The sequence below is a fragment of the Caballeronia sp. PC1 genome, assembly GCF_021353155.1.
Classification (GTDB): domain Bacteria; phylum Pseudomonadota; class Gammaproteobacteria; order Burkholderiales; family Burkholderiaceae; genus Caballeronia; species Caballeronia cordobensis.
Genome location: NZ_JAJUBH010000003.1, coordinates 1587168 through 1601815, shown reverse-complemented (window position 1 = coordinate 1601815; position 14648 = coordinate 1587168). Strand labels below are relative to the sequence as shown.

Sequence of the window (14648 nt, the reverse complement as noted above, 5' to 3'; positions counted from 1 at the left end):
TCAATACTCTCGCGTGCTCAGCTTCGTGACCCAGTCCCCGAGCGTCTGACGCGTCATGTACGGGTCGGGGCCGACGGCGAACTTGGATTCGCGCAGGACGGTGAACTGGCCGTCGGCATTCGCGCGGCCGATACGCGGATAGAGCGCCATGTGATGATTGACCGGATCGATGCGCACCCGGCCCTGCGGCGCGGCATATTCCGAGCCGAGCAGATGCGGCATGATGGCGCCGATCTCGTCGGAGCCCGAGCGCGCGTAGGCTTCGGCGAACATGTGCATTTGATAGTACGCAGCCTCCCAGTTCATGTCCGTCGGGGTATCCGAGCCGTAGCGCGACTGATGATGCGCCACCGCGCGGTGATTCTCTGCCGTGTCGATGCTCTGAAAATAAGGCGCCGCCGTGATGTGCCCTGCCGCGATGCCAGGCTGCATCGCGTGGATTTCCGTCTCCGATGTATTGAGGCTGCCGATGGGCATGCGCGACGGATCGAAGTCCGCGTGCGCGTAGGCATCGTAAAGATAGGGCACGGTCGCACCGATAACCGTGCTGAAGATCCAGTCCGGCGACTTGCGCCGGATGTCCGCGACGACCTGCTCGAACTGCTCGCGCGTGGCGTCGAGCGAGAGATAGCGTTCGCCGAGGATCGCGCCTTCGGGATGCTGAAGCAGCAACTCCTGCATCGTGCGGTTGCATTCGTACGGATAGACATAGCTCGAACCGACGAAATACACGCGCGCGCCGAACGTTTCCGTCATGAAGTCCGCGAGTTGCACGCCGTTCTGATTGGGCGACGCGCCGCTGTAGATGATGTTGTCCGAATACTCGAAGCCCTCGTACATCTGCGCATAGATCAGCAGACGGTTGTGCTTTTCGACGACGGGCAGCATCGCCTTGCGGCTCGTCGATGTGTAGCCGCCAAAAATCGTGTTGACGCCGTCCTTCACGATCAGCCGCTCGGCGAGTTCGCGGAACGCAGCCGGATCGGACTCTGGATCGTAGTGAATCGCGACGAGTTCGCGCCCGCCGATGCCGCCGCGCGCATTGATCTCCTCGACGGCGAGGCGCGCACCGCGCCATTGCGACTGCTCGAGTAGAGCGGTCGAGCCGCTCGTCGAACACAGCAGACCCACTCGGATGGGATCGGATAAAGCCATTTCGTGACACGCTCTCGAATGCGCGCGGAACGGCCGCCCCGCGCGTGATGCCAACTGCTCTGGATTCGTCTGACCGACGCGTTATTTGAGGTAGTGCTTGGCGACCATCGCGCCAACCGTGTATTTTGGATCGACAAAATTGCCCAGTCGAACCTTGCCGACCTGACTCAGCATCATGTACGCGTCCCACTTGTCGAAGCCGTATTCCGCGGCCATCCACAACACCAGCTCACGGTACGCGATGCGCGTCGCGTCTTCCAGCGGGCGCGCGCTGCCGATGCTCATCAGCGCATCTTCGTTTTCGAGCCGGGGCCAGTCGATCTGCCACTTCTTGATGAGATCGACGCGCACGGTCGTCGTGCTCTGATATTCGACGGCCGTGCCGCAGACTTCGCCGTCGCCCTGGCACGCGTGCGCATCGCCGATGAAGAGCCGCCCGCCCGGCGAGCGCACCGGCAAGTACGTGATGCTGCCCGGCCCCATGTCGGGCACGTCCATGTTGCCGCCGTGATTGTCGGGCGTGAGCGAATTGATGGAATCGATCTCGGGCGAAAGACTCAGCGTGCCGATATGCGGCTTGTAGGGCAGCGTGTTGCGTTTGCTCCAGTACACGTTCTCTTCGTCGATCTTGATCTTGCGCACCACTTCCGGCAGCGGCTCGTTCAAAAGCGCGGTGTAGTCCGTGCCCGTCAGTCCGCCGAAGTTCGGAATCATGCAGCAGAAGCCGTGCGGGTCGTCGCCGCGCGGCGCCATCTTTTCGATGTACACGGCGACCACGTCGCCCTTCTCCGCGCCTTCGATCATGATCGGCCCGTTCTGCGGATTGAGGAACGGCACCTGCAGCACTTCCGACGGCTTGTCCGTCTCCTCCTTGATCTTGCCTTCGAACGCATCGCGCGTTTCCACCACGACGCGATCGCCGGGCTTCACGTGCAGGACCGGTTGCGAGTACGGCCCGATCGTGTAGTGATAGGTCTTCTGCATTTCCTCGGTCAGGTGATGCTCCACCGGCTCACGATCGGCGCCCACGCCACGCTTCATCATGATCGAGTCTTCAAGCCATTTCATGCTTCGTCTCCGTCACAGTGCCAGATACTGGCGAATCAAGTCTTCCTCCGCGAGCTGCGCGGGGCTCAGCGTATCGACGATGCGGCCCTTGTCCATCACGCAGCAGCGCGTCGCGATGCGTTCGACCATCCCCATGTCCTGCTCGACCAGCACCACGCCGATGCCCGTTTCGCGCGCAATCTGCTGAAGCGTCTCGCCGATCAGATCGACGATCGATGGCTGAATGCCTTCGGACGGCTCATCGAGCAACACCACCTTCGGCGAGCTGATCAGCGCCCGCGCGATTGCAAGCTGCTGCTGTTCGCCGCCGCTCATGGTTCCCGCTTTCTGCTGATAGCGTTGCTTCAAGATCGGAAAGTAGCCGACCACCTTGTCCTTCATCTGCGCCGCCTGCGCGCGATTCGCCTGCGCGCCGACCTGCAGGTTTTCCGCAACCGTCAATGCGCCGAAGATCTCGCGGCCTTGCGGCACGTAGCCCATGCCCTTCTGCGCGCGAACATACGGCTTTTCGTGGCCGATGGATTCGCCATCGAGTTCGATGCTCCCCGCATCGAGACCGATCAGACCGATCAACGCGCGCATGAGCGTCGTCTTGCCGACGCCGTTGCGCCCGATCAGCGCCAGTACTTCTCCCTGCCCGACGCTCAGCGAAACGCCGTTAAGCACGCGTCCGCCGCCGTACCCCGCTTCCACGCCCGACACCTGAAGCAACGCGCTCATTTCTTCTTCCCCAGATAGACTTCCGCGACATCGTCGCGTGCGAGGATCTCGTCGAGCGGACCATCGGCGAGCAGGCTTCCTCCGTGCAACACCGTCACGCGCGACGCGATCTGCTTGACGAAGGTCATGTCGTGTTCGACCACCATCATCGTCAGACCCGCGGCCGACAGACGCTTGATGAGCTCGCCGGTCGCATGCGTTTCCTCCACGGACATGCCGGCGACGGGTTCATCGAGAAACAGCAGCTTCGGGCGCAGCGACACCGCCATCGCGATTTCGAGCCATTGCTTCTTGCCGTGCGAGAGATTGCGCGCGAGCACATGCTCCTCGTCTTCCAGCATGAAGCGCTGCAACAGTTCATCGAGGCTTTCGGGCCGGTCGTCCTTCGCGCGATGCAGCGACAACTGCAAATGCTGGCGCACGCTCAGATCCGGGAACACGCCGGGAATCTGGAACTTGATGCTCATGCCCATGCGGATGCGTTCGTGCGGCAGCACATGACTCATGTCCTGGCCGAGAAACATCACGCTGCCTTCCGACGGCCGATGTTCTCCCGTGATGAGCTTGAAGAACGTGCTCTTGCCCGCGCCGTTCGGCCCGATCACGCAGCGGATCTCGCCGGCATCGATGCTGAAATCGATGCCGTTGATGACGTGCGCGCCGCCGAAGTGCTTCTTGAGTCCGCGCGTTTCAAGCAGCGTGGTCATGACTTGCCCTCCTCGCGTTTGAGACATGCGCCGCCGCGATGCGCGCCCTGACCCGCGCGGCCCTGCAGGCGCCGCAATTGCCGCGTGACGAACGGCAGCAGACCTTCTGGCGCCGCCAGCACGACGATCAACAGGATCGCGCCGAGCAGGATAAGCGCGTACTGGCTGCCGTACACCGCGAGATTCTGCGAAAGCCACACGAGCAGCGCGGTGCCGAGGATGGTCCCGCCGATGCTCTTCCTGCCCGACGTCGCCACCCAGATGACGGGCATGGCGGCGGAGGTCAGGCCCATCGTCGAGGGCGTGATGTAGGAGCCCCAGATCGTGTACAGCGCGCCCGACAATCCGCCGAGCGTGCAACCGAGCACGAAGACGAGAAGCTGATGCCGCCGGATATCGACGCCCAGCATCTCGGCGCGTTGCGGATTCTCGCGAATGGCGATGAGCGTGAGGCCGAACGTGCCGTCGAGCAGCTTGCGCATCGCCGCATAGACGACGATCAAGAGGATCAGCACGAGGTAGTAGAAGCTCGCGTTCTCCAGCGTGAGCGGTCCGCCCGGCCAGGGAATCGTCAGCGGCGGCATGCCGCCCATGCCGTTGTAGCCGTTCAGGCGCGCTTCGCCGATCGCCCATTGCGGACCGGCCGTCTGCGACATGAACGTTTCGAGCACGAGCGTCACGGACAACGTGACGATGCCGATGAACACGCCCTTGATGCGGCCATAGAAGATCATGTAGCCGATCAGCGCCGCCGCGACGAGGCTCACCACCAGCCCCGCGCCGAGACCGAGCCAGGAATCGAACCAGGCATCGCCATAGTTGAGCGTGAAGATGCCATAGCTGTAGCCGGCCAGTCCGAAGAAGGCGGTCTGCCCGAAGGACAGGATGCCGCCGTAGCCCCACATCGCGGCGAGGCCAACGGCGCCGAACGCCCATAACAGGCAGTACGCGAGATTGCCGCTCGTGGTGGCGTCCACGACGAGCGGAAGCACGAGCGCCACGAGCCAGGGCACGTACTGCGCCGCGCGAGAGGTGACGCTCGCCGGAGAGTGCTGCGAAGGCGCTTTCGTTTGCTTCACGTTGGCCTCCTAGCGCGCACGGGAAAAGAGATTGCCGAGCCCTTGCGGCATCAGCCGGATCACGACGATGACCGTGACCAGCAAGCCGATCTGCCCGAACAACTGGCCGTACGACGCCGTGAGCGCAGTCTGGATGACGGCGAGCACCGCCGCAGCGGGCGTCGTTCCCGCGATGACGTTCGCGCCGCCGACGACCACCGACACGAACGCCTGCACGATGAAGTTGCTGCCCATCGTCGGCACGGCGGTCATGGTCGGCGCATAGAGCGCGCCGGTCAGCCCCGCGAGCCCCGCGCCGAGCGCGAAGGTCAGCGTGTAGAGCCGGTCCGTGCGCAGGCCGAGACATTGCGCGATGTTGGCGTTCTGGATCGTCGCGCGGGCGCAGACCCCGTAATTCGTCTTGAAGAACAGCAGATAAAGCGCGAACAGAATGGCCAGCGCGATGCCTGGCAGCACGGCGCGATACGTCGAAAACGAATAGTCGCCGAGCGAGAACGACCCGAACGGCGTGCCGATGCCTTCTATCGACGGTCCCGCGACGAGCAGCATGGTCTGTTGCACGATGAGGCTGATCGCCCACGTCGCCACGACGGAATCGAACAAGCGGTCGTACAGGTGACGAATGACGAGCCGTTCGATCACCACGCCCGCGAGCGCCGCCGCGAGCGCGCCGAGCAGCATGGCGAGAGGCAGCGGCAAGCCGCGCTTGGCCGCGATGATCGTCACGTATGCGCCGCACATGATGAACTCGCCGTGCGCGAGATTGATGACGCCCATCATGCCGAAGATCACCGCGAGACCGAGCGCCGCGAGGACCAGATAGGCGAAGCTGTCGCCGAACTGATAGACGAGCGAATAGAGAACCGAAAAGGTCGCCATGCATGCTCCACGTTCAAAAGGCTGACGCGCGCTCGCCCTGTCAGCGAGCGCGCGACGCCCGGATCAGGACTTCTTGGGCAGGTTCGACGGCGTGTACTGGCGATGATCCGGCTTGTTGGGCAGATCGCAGCCCACCTTGCCGAGCCAGTACGGCTGGACGTCGTCCCAGACCTTCGGAATATCGACCGAGTGATCGTCCTTCACATGCACGAGGTAAATGGTGTGGCTCGCGTGATGGCTCTTCGGATCGATACAGACCTTGCCTTGCGCGCCTTCCGTGCAGATGCCGGTTTCGAGCGCCTTGCGCACCGCATCCTGATTGGTCGTCTTGGCTTTTTCGACGGCGGCCTTGTAGAGATAGATGGCGTCGTACGCGTTCGCCGCTTCCTGATTGATGTACGGCTCGTTCGGGAACTTCGCGTGGAAGCGCTTCTTGAAGTCGTTGCTGGCAGGCGTGTCGACCTCTTCCACGTAGTTCGCCGTCACGTACATGTCCTTTAGCGCAGGCGGTTTGAAGCGCTTGTGTTCATACGCCTGACCGACGTTCACCGAACTCGCCATCGGCAGATTCAGATGGGCCGACGCCTGCTGCTCGTAGTACGACGCCTGGTTCGCGCCGACCAGCAGCGTCACCACGAAGTCGGGCTTGGCCTTCTGGATGTTCTGGATCGTCTGGCCGAACTGCGATACGGAGAGCGGAATGAACTCCTCGCCGACCATCGTGCCGCCGTTCTCCTTGACGATGTTGCGCACCCACTCGGCGGAGATCTGCCCGAAGTTGTAGTCAGCGGCGATGGTGTACACCTTCTTGCCGTATTTCTGCATCATCCACGGGATCAGCGTCGAGAATTGCTGCTCGGGGACGGCGCCCGTGACGAACGTGTTGGTGTCGCACACGCCGCCTTCGTACTGGTTGTCATACCAGTAAAGCTGATGCGCGCGATCCATGATCGGCCGTATCGCTTCGCGCGACGCGCTGGAGAATGCGCCGAAGATCACATCGGGCTTGTCGGTCTGGACGAGACGCCGCGCGAGTTCCTGGAACTTGGTGTTGTCGGATTGCGTGTCGTAGGCGATCAGCGAGACCGGCCGTCCGAGGATGCCGCCCTTGGCGTTGATCTCATCGACTGCAAGTTGAGTGGCGTGAATCTTCGGAATGGTCGCCAGTGCGAAGTTTCCCGAGGCATCTTCCAGCAGGCCTATTTTCACGGGATCGGCGGCACTCGATGCGAGCGAAGTCAGTGCAAGTCCTGCGGTAAGGGCGAGACGCATCCAGCCCGACGGCTTCAGCAACATGCGGATTCTCCAGAAATGAGGGCTGCAACGGGGAAAAACGCGGACAAAAAAAAGCCCCCTGACGAACCGCGGGTTCGTCAGGGGGCTTCTGTGCCGGGTCCTCGGGCGGACATCTTTGTCAGGCCGCGAGGTATGGAGCCAAGTCTAATGCGTCAAATTTTTGCTTGTCAACGGTCGTCAAAAATCGCCGGAGGGTCGAAATCGCACGATCGTCAGCGGCGTTGTTGAAGCGACGGGTCGATCGACATCGAGAACGCGTCGAGTCCGAGCTTCGCGGCCAGCTCATCCGGCGACCGCACGATCTGCGCTTCGGAAGGAAAGAGCGCGGCGGCTTCGTCATCGACGGGCCAGCCGATCACACGCATGTTCGCAGCGATGGCGCCGCCCGCGCCGGTCGGACTGTCTTCGACCGCAACGACCTCTTCGGGCGCGAGACGCAGGAGCCACGCCGCGCGTTCGTACGGCTCGGGGCTGGGCTTGCCGTGACGCACGTCGTTGACGCTGACCGTGATGAGCGAAGGCTCTTCGATGCCGAGGGCGCGCAGATTCGCTTCGAGCAGCATGCGCGACGCGTTCGATACGATTGCCTGCGTGATGCCCGCCGCCTTCGCCGCGCGATACACCTCGAGCGCGCCGTGACGCGGCGCGAGCCTCTGCGCGCCGTTCAGATAGGCCCGCGCGCGAAACGCCGACCATTCGCCGAAATCGACCGCAATCCCGAAACGTTCGCGAACGAGCGCATGCACTTCGCGCCCGGTCTTGCCGAAGACGAACGGATGCATTTCATCGCCCGCCTGCACCCCGTGATGCGCGAGCGCCTCGACGAGCGTGGCCAGATGCAGCGACTCGCTCTCGATGAGCGTGCCGTCCATGTCCCACAGAATTGCCTTTATCACAGCCTTGTTTGTCCTTGTGTGTGCGCGGGTATCTGTCGCTCGCGTGCGTGTCGACCGTGCGATTGCCGCGAGAAGAGTGCAGCCTATCACGCCGCACGCCACTTCCGCAGGGACGAGAATCGGCGGGCGATACAGCGGTTCGGAGATGCATCGCGCACGCTGACGGCTGCATAGAACCTATTCCGGATGGCCCCTGAATCCGCGGAAAGTCCGCTTCTATACTGGCACTCCATACCTTCACGAGGAGACACGCCGATGTTGATGGACGCCAAGGACTCGATCTACAGCCCGACACAGGACGATCTGATTTTTCCGCAAGAACCGACGTTCTCGAGTTCCGCCGAGGAACGCCGCTATCGCAAGGAGCATCTCGCGGCCGGGTGCCGGATATTCGCTCGTCACGGCTTCAGCTTTGGCTTCGGAGGCCATCTGACGGTGCGCGATCCCGAGCATCCGGAGCTTTTCTGGACCAATCCGATGTGCGTGCCGTGGTCGCGCACGAAGACATCGCAACTGGTGCTCGTCGATCATGCCGGCACGGTGATCGAAGGCAAGTACGCGGTGAATCGCGCAGGCTATGTGCTGCATTCGGCGATTCATGCGGAGAATCCCGACATCATCGGCTCGTGCCACGCGCATACCGTCGACGGCGACGCCTGGGCCGCGATGGGCAAGCCGCTCGATTACGTGACGCAGGACGCGTGCATGTTCTACGGCAGCCATACGGTCGTGCGCGACGGCGCGGGCAAGGTGCCGGTCGCGGATCAATCGGGCAATCCGATCGCGCGCGCCTTCAACGAGCACAAGGCCATCATTCACCAGAATCACGGGCTGCTGACCGCGAGCCGTCACAGTATCGACGATGCCGTGTGGACTTTCATCGCGCTGGATCATTGCTGCAAGATGCAGTTGCTGATGGACGCGACCGAATCGCGCCCGATCGAGATCGATCCGACGTTCGCGGAGTACTCGCATCGGCATCTGGGCAATTCGTTCATCAGCTGGCTGCATTTCCAGACCATGCTCTACGAAATCAACGAGCAGGAGCCCGACTACCTGGACTGACACATCGGCGTTTCGAGGTACGGCGGCGGCATGCGCGGTGTCGCAACGCGCCCGCGCATGCCGCATGAGAGCGCTCAAAAATATCTATATGGGAGACATGCATGGAAGCGCTATATGGTGAAGAAGCCGTCAGACAGACGGACATGAGCCGCACTTACTACCGGGCCTACTGGCGGCTGTTGCCGCTTTTGCTGATCTGTTATCTCGTCGCCTATCTCGATCGCGTCAACGTAGGCTTTGCGAAACTGCAGATGCTCGACGCGCTGCGTTTCGACGACGCGATCTACGGCCTCGGCTCGGGCATCTTTTTCGCGGGCTACTTCTTCTTCGAGGTGCCCAGCAATCTCATCATGCGCAGGGTCGGCGCGCGCAAGTGGATTGCTCGCATCATGCTGACGTGGGGTGTCATCTCGGCGGCGATGATCTTCGTGCAGACGCCGATGCAGTTCTACGTCGCGCGCTTTCTGCTCGGCGCGGCCGAAGCCGGTTTCGCGCCCGCGATCATGTATCTGCTGACGCTCTGGTTTCCGGCCCGCTATCGCGGCCGGGCGATGTCCATCTACGTGATGGGCGCGCCGCTCGCGTTCGTCGTTGGCGGCCCGATCTCCGGCTACATCCTGCATGCGTTCTCCGGCAACACGCATATGGCGGCGTGGCAATGGCTCTTTCTGATCGAAGCGATTCCGGCCGTCGTGCTCGCGTTCGTCGTGCTCGCCTTTCTCGACGACAATCCCGCGCACTCGCGATGGATCAGCGAAGACGAGCGCTCGAACGTGCTGGCCGAGATCCGCGCGGAGAACGCAGGCAAGATCGATCATCCGAGCGTGCGCGCGTTTCTCGCCAACCGCAAGCTGTGGTGGTTCTGCGCAATCTTTTTCTGCCTGATCATGGGGCTCTACGCGCTCGGCTTCTGGATGCCCTCGCTCATCAAACGCAGCGGCGTGATCGATCCGTTCTCCATCGGCCTGTATTCGGCGGTGCCCAACGTCGTGGCGGCGATCGCCCTGTTTGTGTCGAATCGCAGCGCCGACCGCACCGGCGGACGCCGTGCGCACTTCGCCCTCTTCATGCTGATCGGCGCCGTGGGACTTGCCACGAGCATGTGGCTTTCGGCAGGCCCGGTCATCACGACGGTATGTCTCTCGATCGCGGCGGCGGGCGTCTATTCGTGCGTCGCGCTCTTCTGGGCGCTGCCGACGAGCCTCTTCGTCGGCGCATCGGTCGCGGCGGCGCTCGCATTCATCAATTCCGTCGGGAATATCGCGGGCTTCATATCGCCCTATCTCGTCGGCATGCTCAATGTGATGATCGGCCACGCAGAAGTCGGCATGTACGTGATCTCCGCGTTTCTCGTGCTCGGCGCGGCGATGACCATGCTTCTGCCCAAGACGCTAGACGATCAGTGAAGAGACGGCTCAGGTGGCCCACGGCGGCCGCCTGAGCCTTTCCGTCACGTGATCGATGAAGGCCCGCACGCGCGGATGCAGCGACGAATCGCGCGGATACAGCGCATAGATTGCGGTTTCGTCGTTCGGCTGGAAGTCGGTCAGCAGCGGCACGAGCATGTTGCTGCGAATCGACGGAAGCACCATGTGCTCGGCCATGCGCGTAATACCGACGCCAGCCAGGCACATGTACACCGAACTCACGCCGCTGCTCGTCTGAAAGTTGCCGTTGATGAGCATGGACGTACGCTCGCCATCGACCACGAACGGCCAATGGTTCAGATGATCCATCGGCGGCTCCCACATCAGGCAATTGTGGTTGACGAGATCCGCCGGTACGGAGGGCACGCCGTGCCGCGCGATATACGAAGGCGACGCGGTCACGACGCGCTGCAGGTGACACAGCTTGCGGCTGACCAGATTCGAGTCCTGCAGGCTTCCCATGCGGATCGCGACATCGAATCCTTCGCCGATGACATCGGCAAGCGTGTCCGACAGCGACAGGCGCACACGCAGGCCGGGATAGCGCTCCAGAAAGCCCGGAATGAGCGGCACGATCTGATCCATGCCGAACGAAGTCGCCACGGTCACGCGGATACTGCCGGTCATGTGCTGACCCGCGCGCGCGAGTTGCGCTTCGCCGGCGTCGATGTCGTCGAGAATGCGCTTGCACAGCGCGAGATACTCATTGCCTTCCTGCGTGACCTGCAGACTGCGCGTCGAGCGTCTGAGCAGCGCGACCCCGAGGCGCTTTTCGAGAGCCGAGACCGCGCGGCTCACATACGGCTGCTGAAGGTTGAGCAAAAGCGCCGCAGCGGTGAAGCCACCCGTTTCCGCGACGGCCTTGAAAATCCTCATTTCGACGAGGCGTTCGTCCTTCATGTACGCAGTGCGGGGTAAGCGATGAATAACCCGGCATCTTAGCCAGCGGCTGCGCGCTTCTATATCGGGAGTTGCACGGGTATGGGGTTCCAGATCGTGGACGGGGGCGCGAGGACCTTGCCGCCGAATCGCGACCACGATCCCCTACACCGCCCTCTGCTACATCCCGAGATACGCACGCTGAACGCCCTCATCGCCCGCAAGCGCCCGTGCGTCGCCGTGCTGCACAACCGTGCCGCCCTCCAGCACGTAGGCGTAATCCGCGATGCGCAGCGCCACCTCCGCGTTCTGCTCGACCAGCAGCACATCGACGCCCGTGTCGCGAATCACATGAATCACCTGCGCGATTTTCTCGACCACGGCGGGCGCGAGTCCGATGGTGGGTTCGTCGAGCAGCAGCACGCGCGGTGCGGCCATCAGCGCGCGCGCGACCGCCACCATCTGCTGCTGGCCGCCGCTCAGCGTGCCCGCGGGCGCGCCGAGCTTCGCAACGAGATCGGGAAAGTAATCGAGACAACGTTCGAGATCGACGCTGATCGCCCGCGCGTCGTCGCGGCAATAGGCGCCCAGTTCCAGGTTCTCGCGCACCGTCATGCTGCCGAACAGACGCCGTCCTTCCGGCACCAGACACAGCCCGTGCCGAACCCGCGTATCCGCCGATGCCGTGTCCAGCGCCCGTCCGTTCAGCTTCACGCTGCCCGCCTGCGCCGTGACGAGTCCCGCCGCGTACTTCATCAGCGTCGACTTGCCCGCGCCGTTCGCGCCGATGAGGGTCACGATCTGTCCGCCGCGCACCTGAAAACTCGCGCCGCGCACGGCAGGCACCGCGCCGTAGTTGATCGACACGCCGGACACGTCCAGCACGATATCGTCCTTTCTCTTCTCAATGTGCATGCTCGGCTCCGAGATAGGCTTCGATCACGCGTGGATCGCGGCGAATGTCCTGTGGCGTGCCCGTCGCCAGCATGCGTCCGTGATGCAGCACGACGATGCGGTCGCAGACCTGCATCACCGCTTTCATGTTGTGCTCGACAAGCAGCACCGAACTGCCGTACTCGTCGCGGATGCGCTCGAACACGTCGAGCGTCGCGGCGACTTCCGTCTGATTCAGACCGGTGAGCGGTTCGTCGAGACACAAAATGCGCGGCCGCGCCGCGAATGCGATGGCAATGCTCACGAGCCGTTGCAGACCGTGCGGCAAGGTCCCGGCGATGTCGGCGAGCTTGCCCTGAAGCCCGAGCAGACGCGCGGTCTCGCGCACGCGCTCCACGCGCTCGGCGCGCGGCACCGCACCGATCGTGCCGATCAGAATGTTATCCGCCACGCTCATGCTTTTCATCAGGCTGCCATGCTGGAACGTGCGCACGAGGCCTTTCTTGCTGATGCGTTCCGGCGATGCGCCAGTCACATTCTCGCCGTCGATCGCAAGCGTGCCCCGCGTCGGCGCGATGAAGCCGCTGATCAGGTTGAAGGTCGTGCTCTTGCCCGCGCCGTTCGGTCCGATCAGCCCGAGCACTTCGCGCTCGCGAATCTCGAAGCTCAGGTCGCTGACCGCGAGCAATCCGCCGAAACGCCTTGCGATGTCCCGCGCTTCGAGCAGCGGCTTGGTTCGGGATGTCTGCATCACGCGCCTCCGTTCGAACGCACGAGCGTCGCGCGGCGCGACTTTATCCGCGCGATGCGCCCATGCACGAGTCCCATGATGCCGCCGGGAAGGAGCAGCATCGCCAGCACGATGGCCGCGCCGTAGAAGATATGCTCGCTCGCGCCGAAGCTGAGCGTCACGCTCCCGAGCAGCACGAGCAGCACCGCGCCCGCAACCGGCCCGAGCGGATGATGCTCGCCGCCGACCTTCAGATACGCAAGCGCCAGCGTCGAGAGCAGAAAGCCGAAATCCGGCGGGCTGATGACGTTGTTGGCGAACGCATGCAGCGAACCCGCGATGCCCGTCACGAAGCACGAGATGCAGAAGCACGCGATCTTCACGAGATGCACGCGGATGCCGACCGAGCGCACGACGTTCTCGTTGTCGCGCACGGCGATCAGCAGCTTGCCGAATTGCGACGTTTCGATCGCGAAGAGCGCGAGCAGCAACACGCCGCAGATCAGCACGACGAAGGCCGGAAAACCCGTGCCGAACGTGGCGGGCGGGAAGATGCCGACCATCCCCGAGTTGCCGCCGAGCCAGTCCGAGCGCGTGTAGACGATGCGCATCACTTCGGAGAATGCGAAGCCGATCAGCAGAAAATACGGGCCTTTCGTGCGCAGCGTGATGAAGCCGAACACCGCGCCGATCCCGCAGGCAAGCGCGCCGCTCAGCAGTAATGCCAGCGCGAAGGGAACATCCCACAAGGTCGTGCTGACGCCCGCGACATAGGCGCCGATGCCGAAGAACGCCGCGGTGGCGAAGTTCAGCTCGCCCATCAAGAGCACGAAGCGCAGGCTCGACGCATTCAATGCCGCGATGGCGCACCACACCACGAGCGTGGCCGCATAGCCGTTGCCGGCGAGAAGGCTCGCGGCGCTAATCGCCAGCACCGCGAGCGCGCAAAACGAGAAAGACTTGTCAGGCATGACCGAGCACTCCTTTGGGACGCACGAGCAGCACCAGCATGACGAGCACGAAGATCGCGAGATTCGCGCTCGACGGATCGAAGTAGAAGCCGCCGAAACTTTCGATGAGCGCGATGAACACGCTGCCCAGAATCGCGCCGGGCACCGATCCGAGCCCGCCGATCACCACGGCGATAAAGCCCTTCACGAGATAGCTTTCGCCAAATTCCGGCGACACGATCGACACCGGCGCGATCAGCGCGCCCGCGATCGCACCGAGCGCCGTCGCGACGACGAAGCCGCGAAACGCGATCGCGTTATAGGGAATGCCCTGAAGCATCGCGGCTTCGTGATCGATCGATACGGCGCGCATCGCACGGCCCATGCGCGTCGCGTTGAGCGACCACAGCAACGCGCCCGCCAGCGCCACGGCCACGCCGCAGAGAATCAGCCGCTGCGCCGCGAGCGTCGCGCCGAACATCTCGACATTGCCGCTCACGAGCGGCGGCACCGAGCGCACGGCGCCGCCGAAGACTTCGCGGAAGATGCCTTCGAACAGCAGCACGAAGCCCGCCGACAGGATGAACGAGCCGGCGAGATCGCGCTGGAAGCGGCGAAACGCGAAGCGGAACACGATCGCCCCGAGGCCCGACGCGAGCACGACGCCCGCGACGAAGGCCCCGAGATACGCGAGTTGCACCGGCACGCCGCGCGCGACGAGCCACGGAATCGCGACCGACACGATCAGCGCGGACAGCGTGAAGAACTGCCCATGCGCGAAGTTCACGATGCGCAGCACGCCGAAGATCAGCGTCAGCCCGAGGGCGAACAGCACGTACACCGAGCCGATCTGCAACGCGGTCAGCATGAGTTGGAAGAGTGTCTGCATGATATTCGCGATGA

The 14648-nt window shown here is 63.3% G+C and carries 15 protein-coding genes; 2 read left to right on the top strand and 13 right to left on the bottom strand.

Annotation, left to right across the window (positions count from 1 at the left end; translation table 11 throughout):
* From LY284_RS31880 to LY284_RS31845, 8 genes are all read right to left on the bottom strand, one after another.
* Positions 1–1155 (bottom strand): transporter substrate-binding domain-containing protein, encoded by a 1155-nt coding sequence (locus tag LY284_RS31880; RefSeq protein WP_053571330.1) that lies wholly within the window; start codon positions 1153–1155, stop codon positions 1–3.
* Between the two features lie 81 nt (positions 1156–1236).
* On the bottom strand, positions 1237–2223 hold the full coding sequence (locus LY284_RS31875) for an acetamidase/formamidase family protein (protein ID WP_014252311.1): 987 nt from the start codon (positions 2221–2223) through the stop codon (positions 1237–1239).
* 12 nt (positions 2224–2235) lie between these two features.
* Entirely contained in the window at positions 2236–2943 is a 708-nt protein-coding gene (locus tag LY284_RS31870) for an ABC transporter ATP-binding protein (RefSeq protein ID WP_045460614.1), read from the bottom strand.
* Positions 2940–3650, bottom strand: coding sequence for an ABC transporter ATP-binding protein (locus LY284_RS31865; protein WP_045460616.1), 711 nt, complete (start codon positions 3648–3650; stop codon positions 2940–2942). The genes LY284_RS31870 and LY284_RS31865 overlap by 4 nt, the downstream gene beginning before the upstream one ends.
* Positions 3647–4729 (bottom strand): ABC transporter permease, encoded by a 1083-nt coding sequence (locus LY284_RS31860; RefSeq protein ID WP_233390306.1) that lies wholly within the window; start codon positions 4727–4729, stop codon positions 3647–3649. The genes LY284_RS31865 and LY284_RS31860 overlap by 4 nt, the downstream gene beginning before the upstream one ends.
* Before the next feature lie 9 nt (positions 4730–4738).
* Entirely contained in the window at positions 4739–5608 is an 870-nt protein-coding gene (locus tag LY284_RS31855) for a branched-chain amino acid ABC transporter permease (RefSeq protein ID WP_014252315.1), read from the bottom strand.
* A gap of 63 nt (positions 5609–5671) precedes the next feature.
* Positions 5672–6904, bottom strand: a complete 1233-nt coding sequence (locus tag LY284_RS31850; RefSeq protein WP_014252316.1) for an urea ABC transporter substrate-binding protein — start codon at positions 6902–6904, stop codon at positions 5672–5674.
* A gap of 212 nt (positions 6905–7116) precedes the next feature.
* Complete coding sequence (locus LY284_RS31845) at positions 7117–7800, bottom strand: HAD family phosphatase (protein WP_233390304.1); 684 nt, start codon at positions 7798–7800, stop codon at positions 7117–7119.
* Positions 7801–8055: 255 nt separating this feature from the next.
* Between LY284_RS31845 and LY284_RS31840 the strand changes: the two genes are divergently transcribed.
* Both LY284_RS31840 and LY284_RS31835 read left to right on the top strand, forming a co-directional pair.
* Entirely contained in the window at positions 8056–8865 is an 810-nt protein-coding gene (locus tag LY284_RS31840) for a class II aldolase/adducin family protein (RefSeq protein WP_233390302.1), read from the top strand.
* A 101-nt stretch (positions 8866–8966) separates the two neighbouring features.
* On the top strand, positions 8967–10271 hold the full coding sequence (locus LY284_RS31835; RefSeq protein ID WP_233390300.1) for an MFS transporter: 1305 nt from the start codon (positions 8967–8969) through the stop codon (positions 10269–10271).
* 9 nt (positions 10272–10280) lie between these two features.
* Here the strand turns inward: LY284_RS31835 and LY284_RS31830 are convergent, their stop codons facing one another.
* From LY284_RS31830 to LY284_RS31810, 5 genes are all read right to left on the bottom strand, one after another.
* Complete coding sequence (locus tag LY284_RS31830) at positions 10281–11192, bottom strand: LysR family transcriptional regulator (RefSeq protein WP_233390298.1); 912 nt, start codon at positions 11190–11192, stop codon at positions 10281–10283.
* Positions 11193–11351: 159 nt separating this feature from the next.
* A complete protein-coding gene (locus LY284_RS31825) occupies positions 11352–12086 on the bottom strand; it encodes an ABC transporter ATP-binding protein (RefSeq protein WP_233390296.1) in 735 nt (244 codons plus the stop codon).
* Complete coding sequence (locus LY284_RS31820) at positions 12076–12816, bottom strand: ABC transporter ATP-binding protein (protein ID WP_233390294.1); 741 nt, start codon at positions 12814–12816, stop codon at positions 12076–12078. The genes LY284_RS31825 and LY284_RS31820 overlap by 11 nt, the downstream gene beginning before the upstream one ends.
* A complete protein-coding gene (locus LY284_RS31815; RefSeq protein ID WP_233390292.1) occupies positions 12816–13766 on the bottom strand; it encodes a branched-chain amino acid ABC transporter permease in 951 nt (316 codons plus the stop codon). Before LY284_RS31815 ends, LY284_RS31820 begins: the two co-directional genes overlap by 1 nt.
* A complete protein-coding gene (locus LY284_RS31810) occupies positions 13759–14634 on the bottom strand; it encodes a branched-chain amino acid ABC transporter permease (RefSeq protein WP_233390290.1) in 876 nt (291 codons plus the stop codon). The genes LY284_RS31815 and LY284_RS31810 overlap by 8 nt, the downstream gene beginning before the upstream one ends.
* Between the last annotated feature and the right edge of the window lie 14 nt (positions 14635–14648).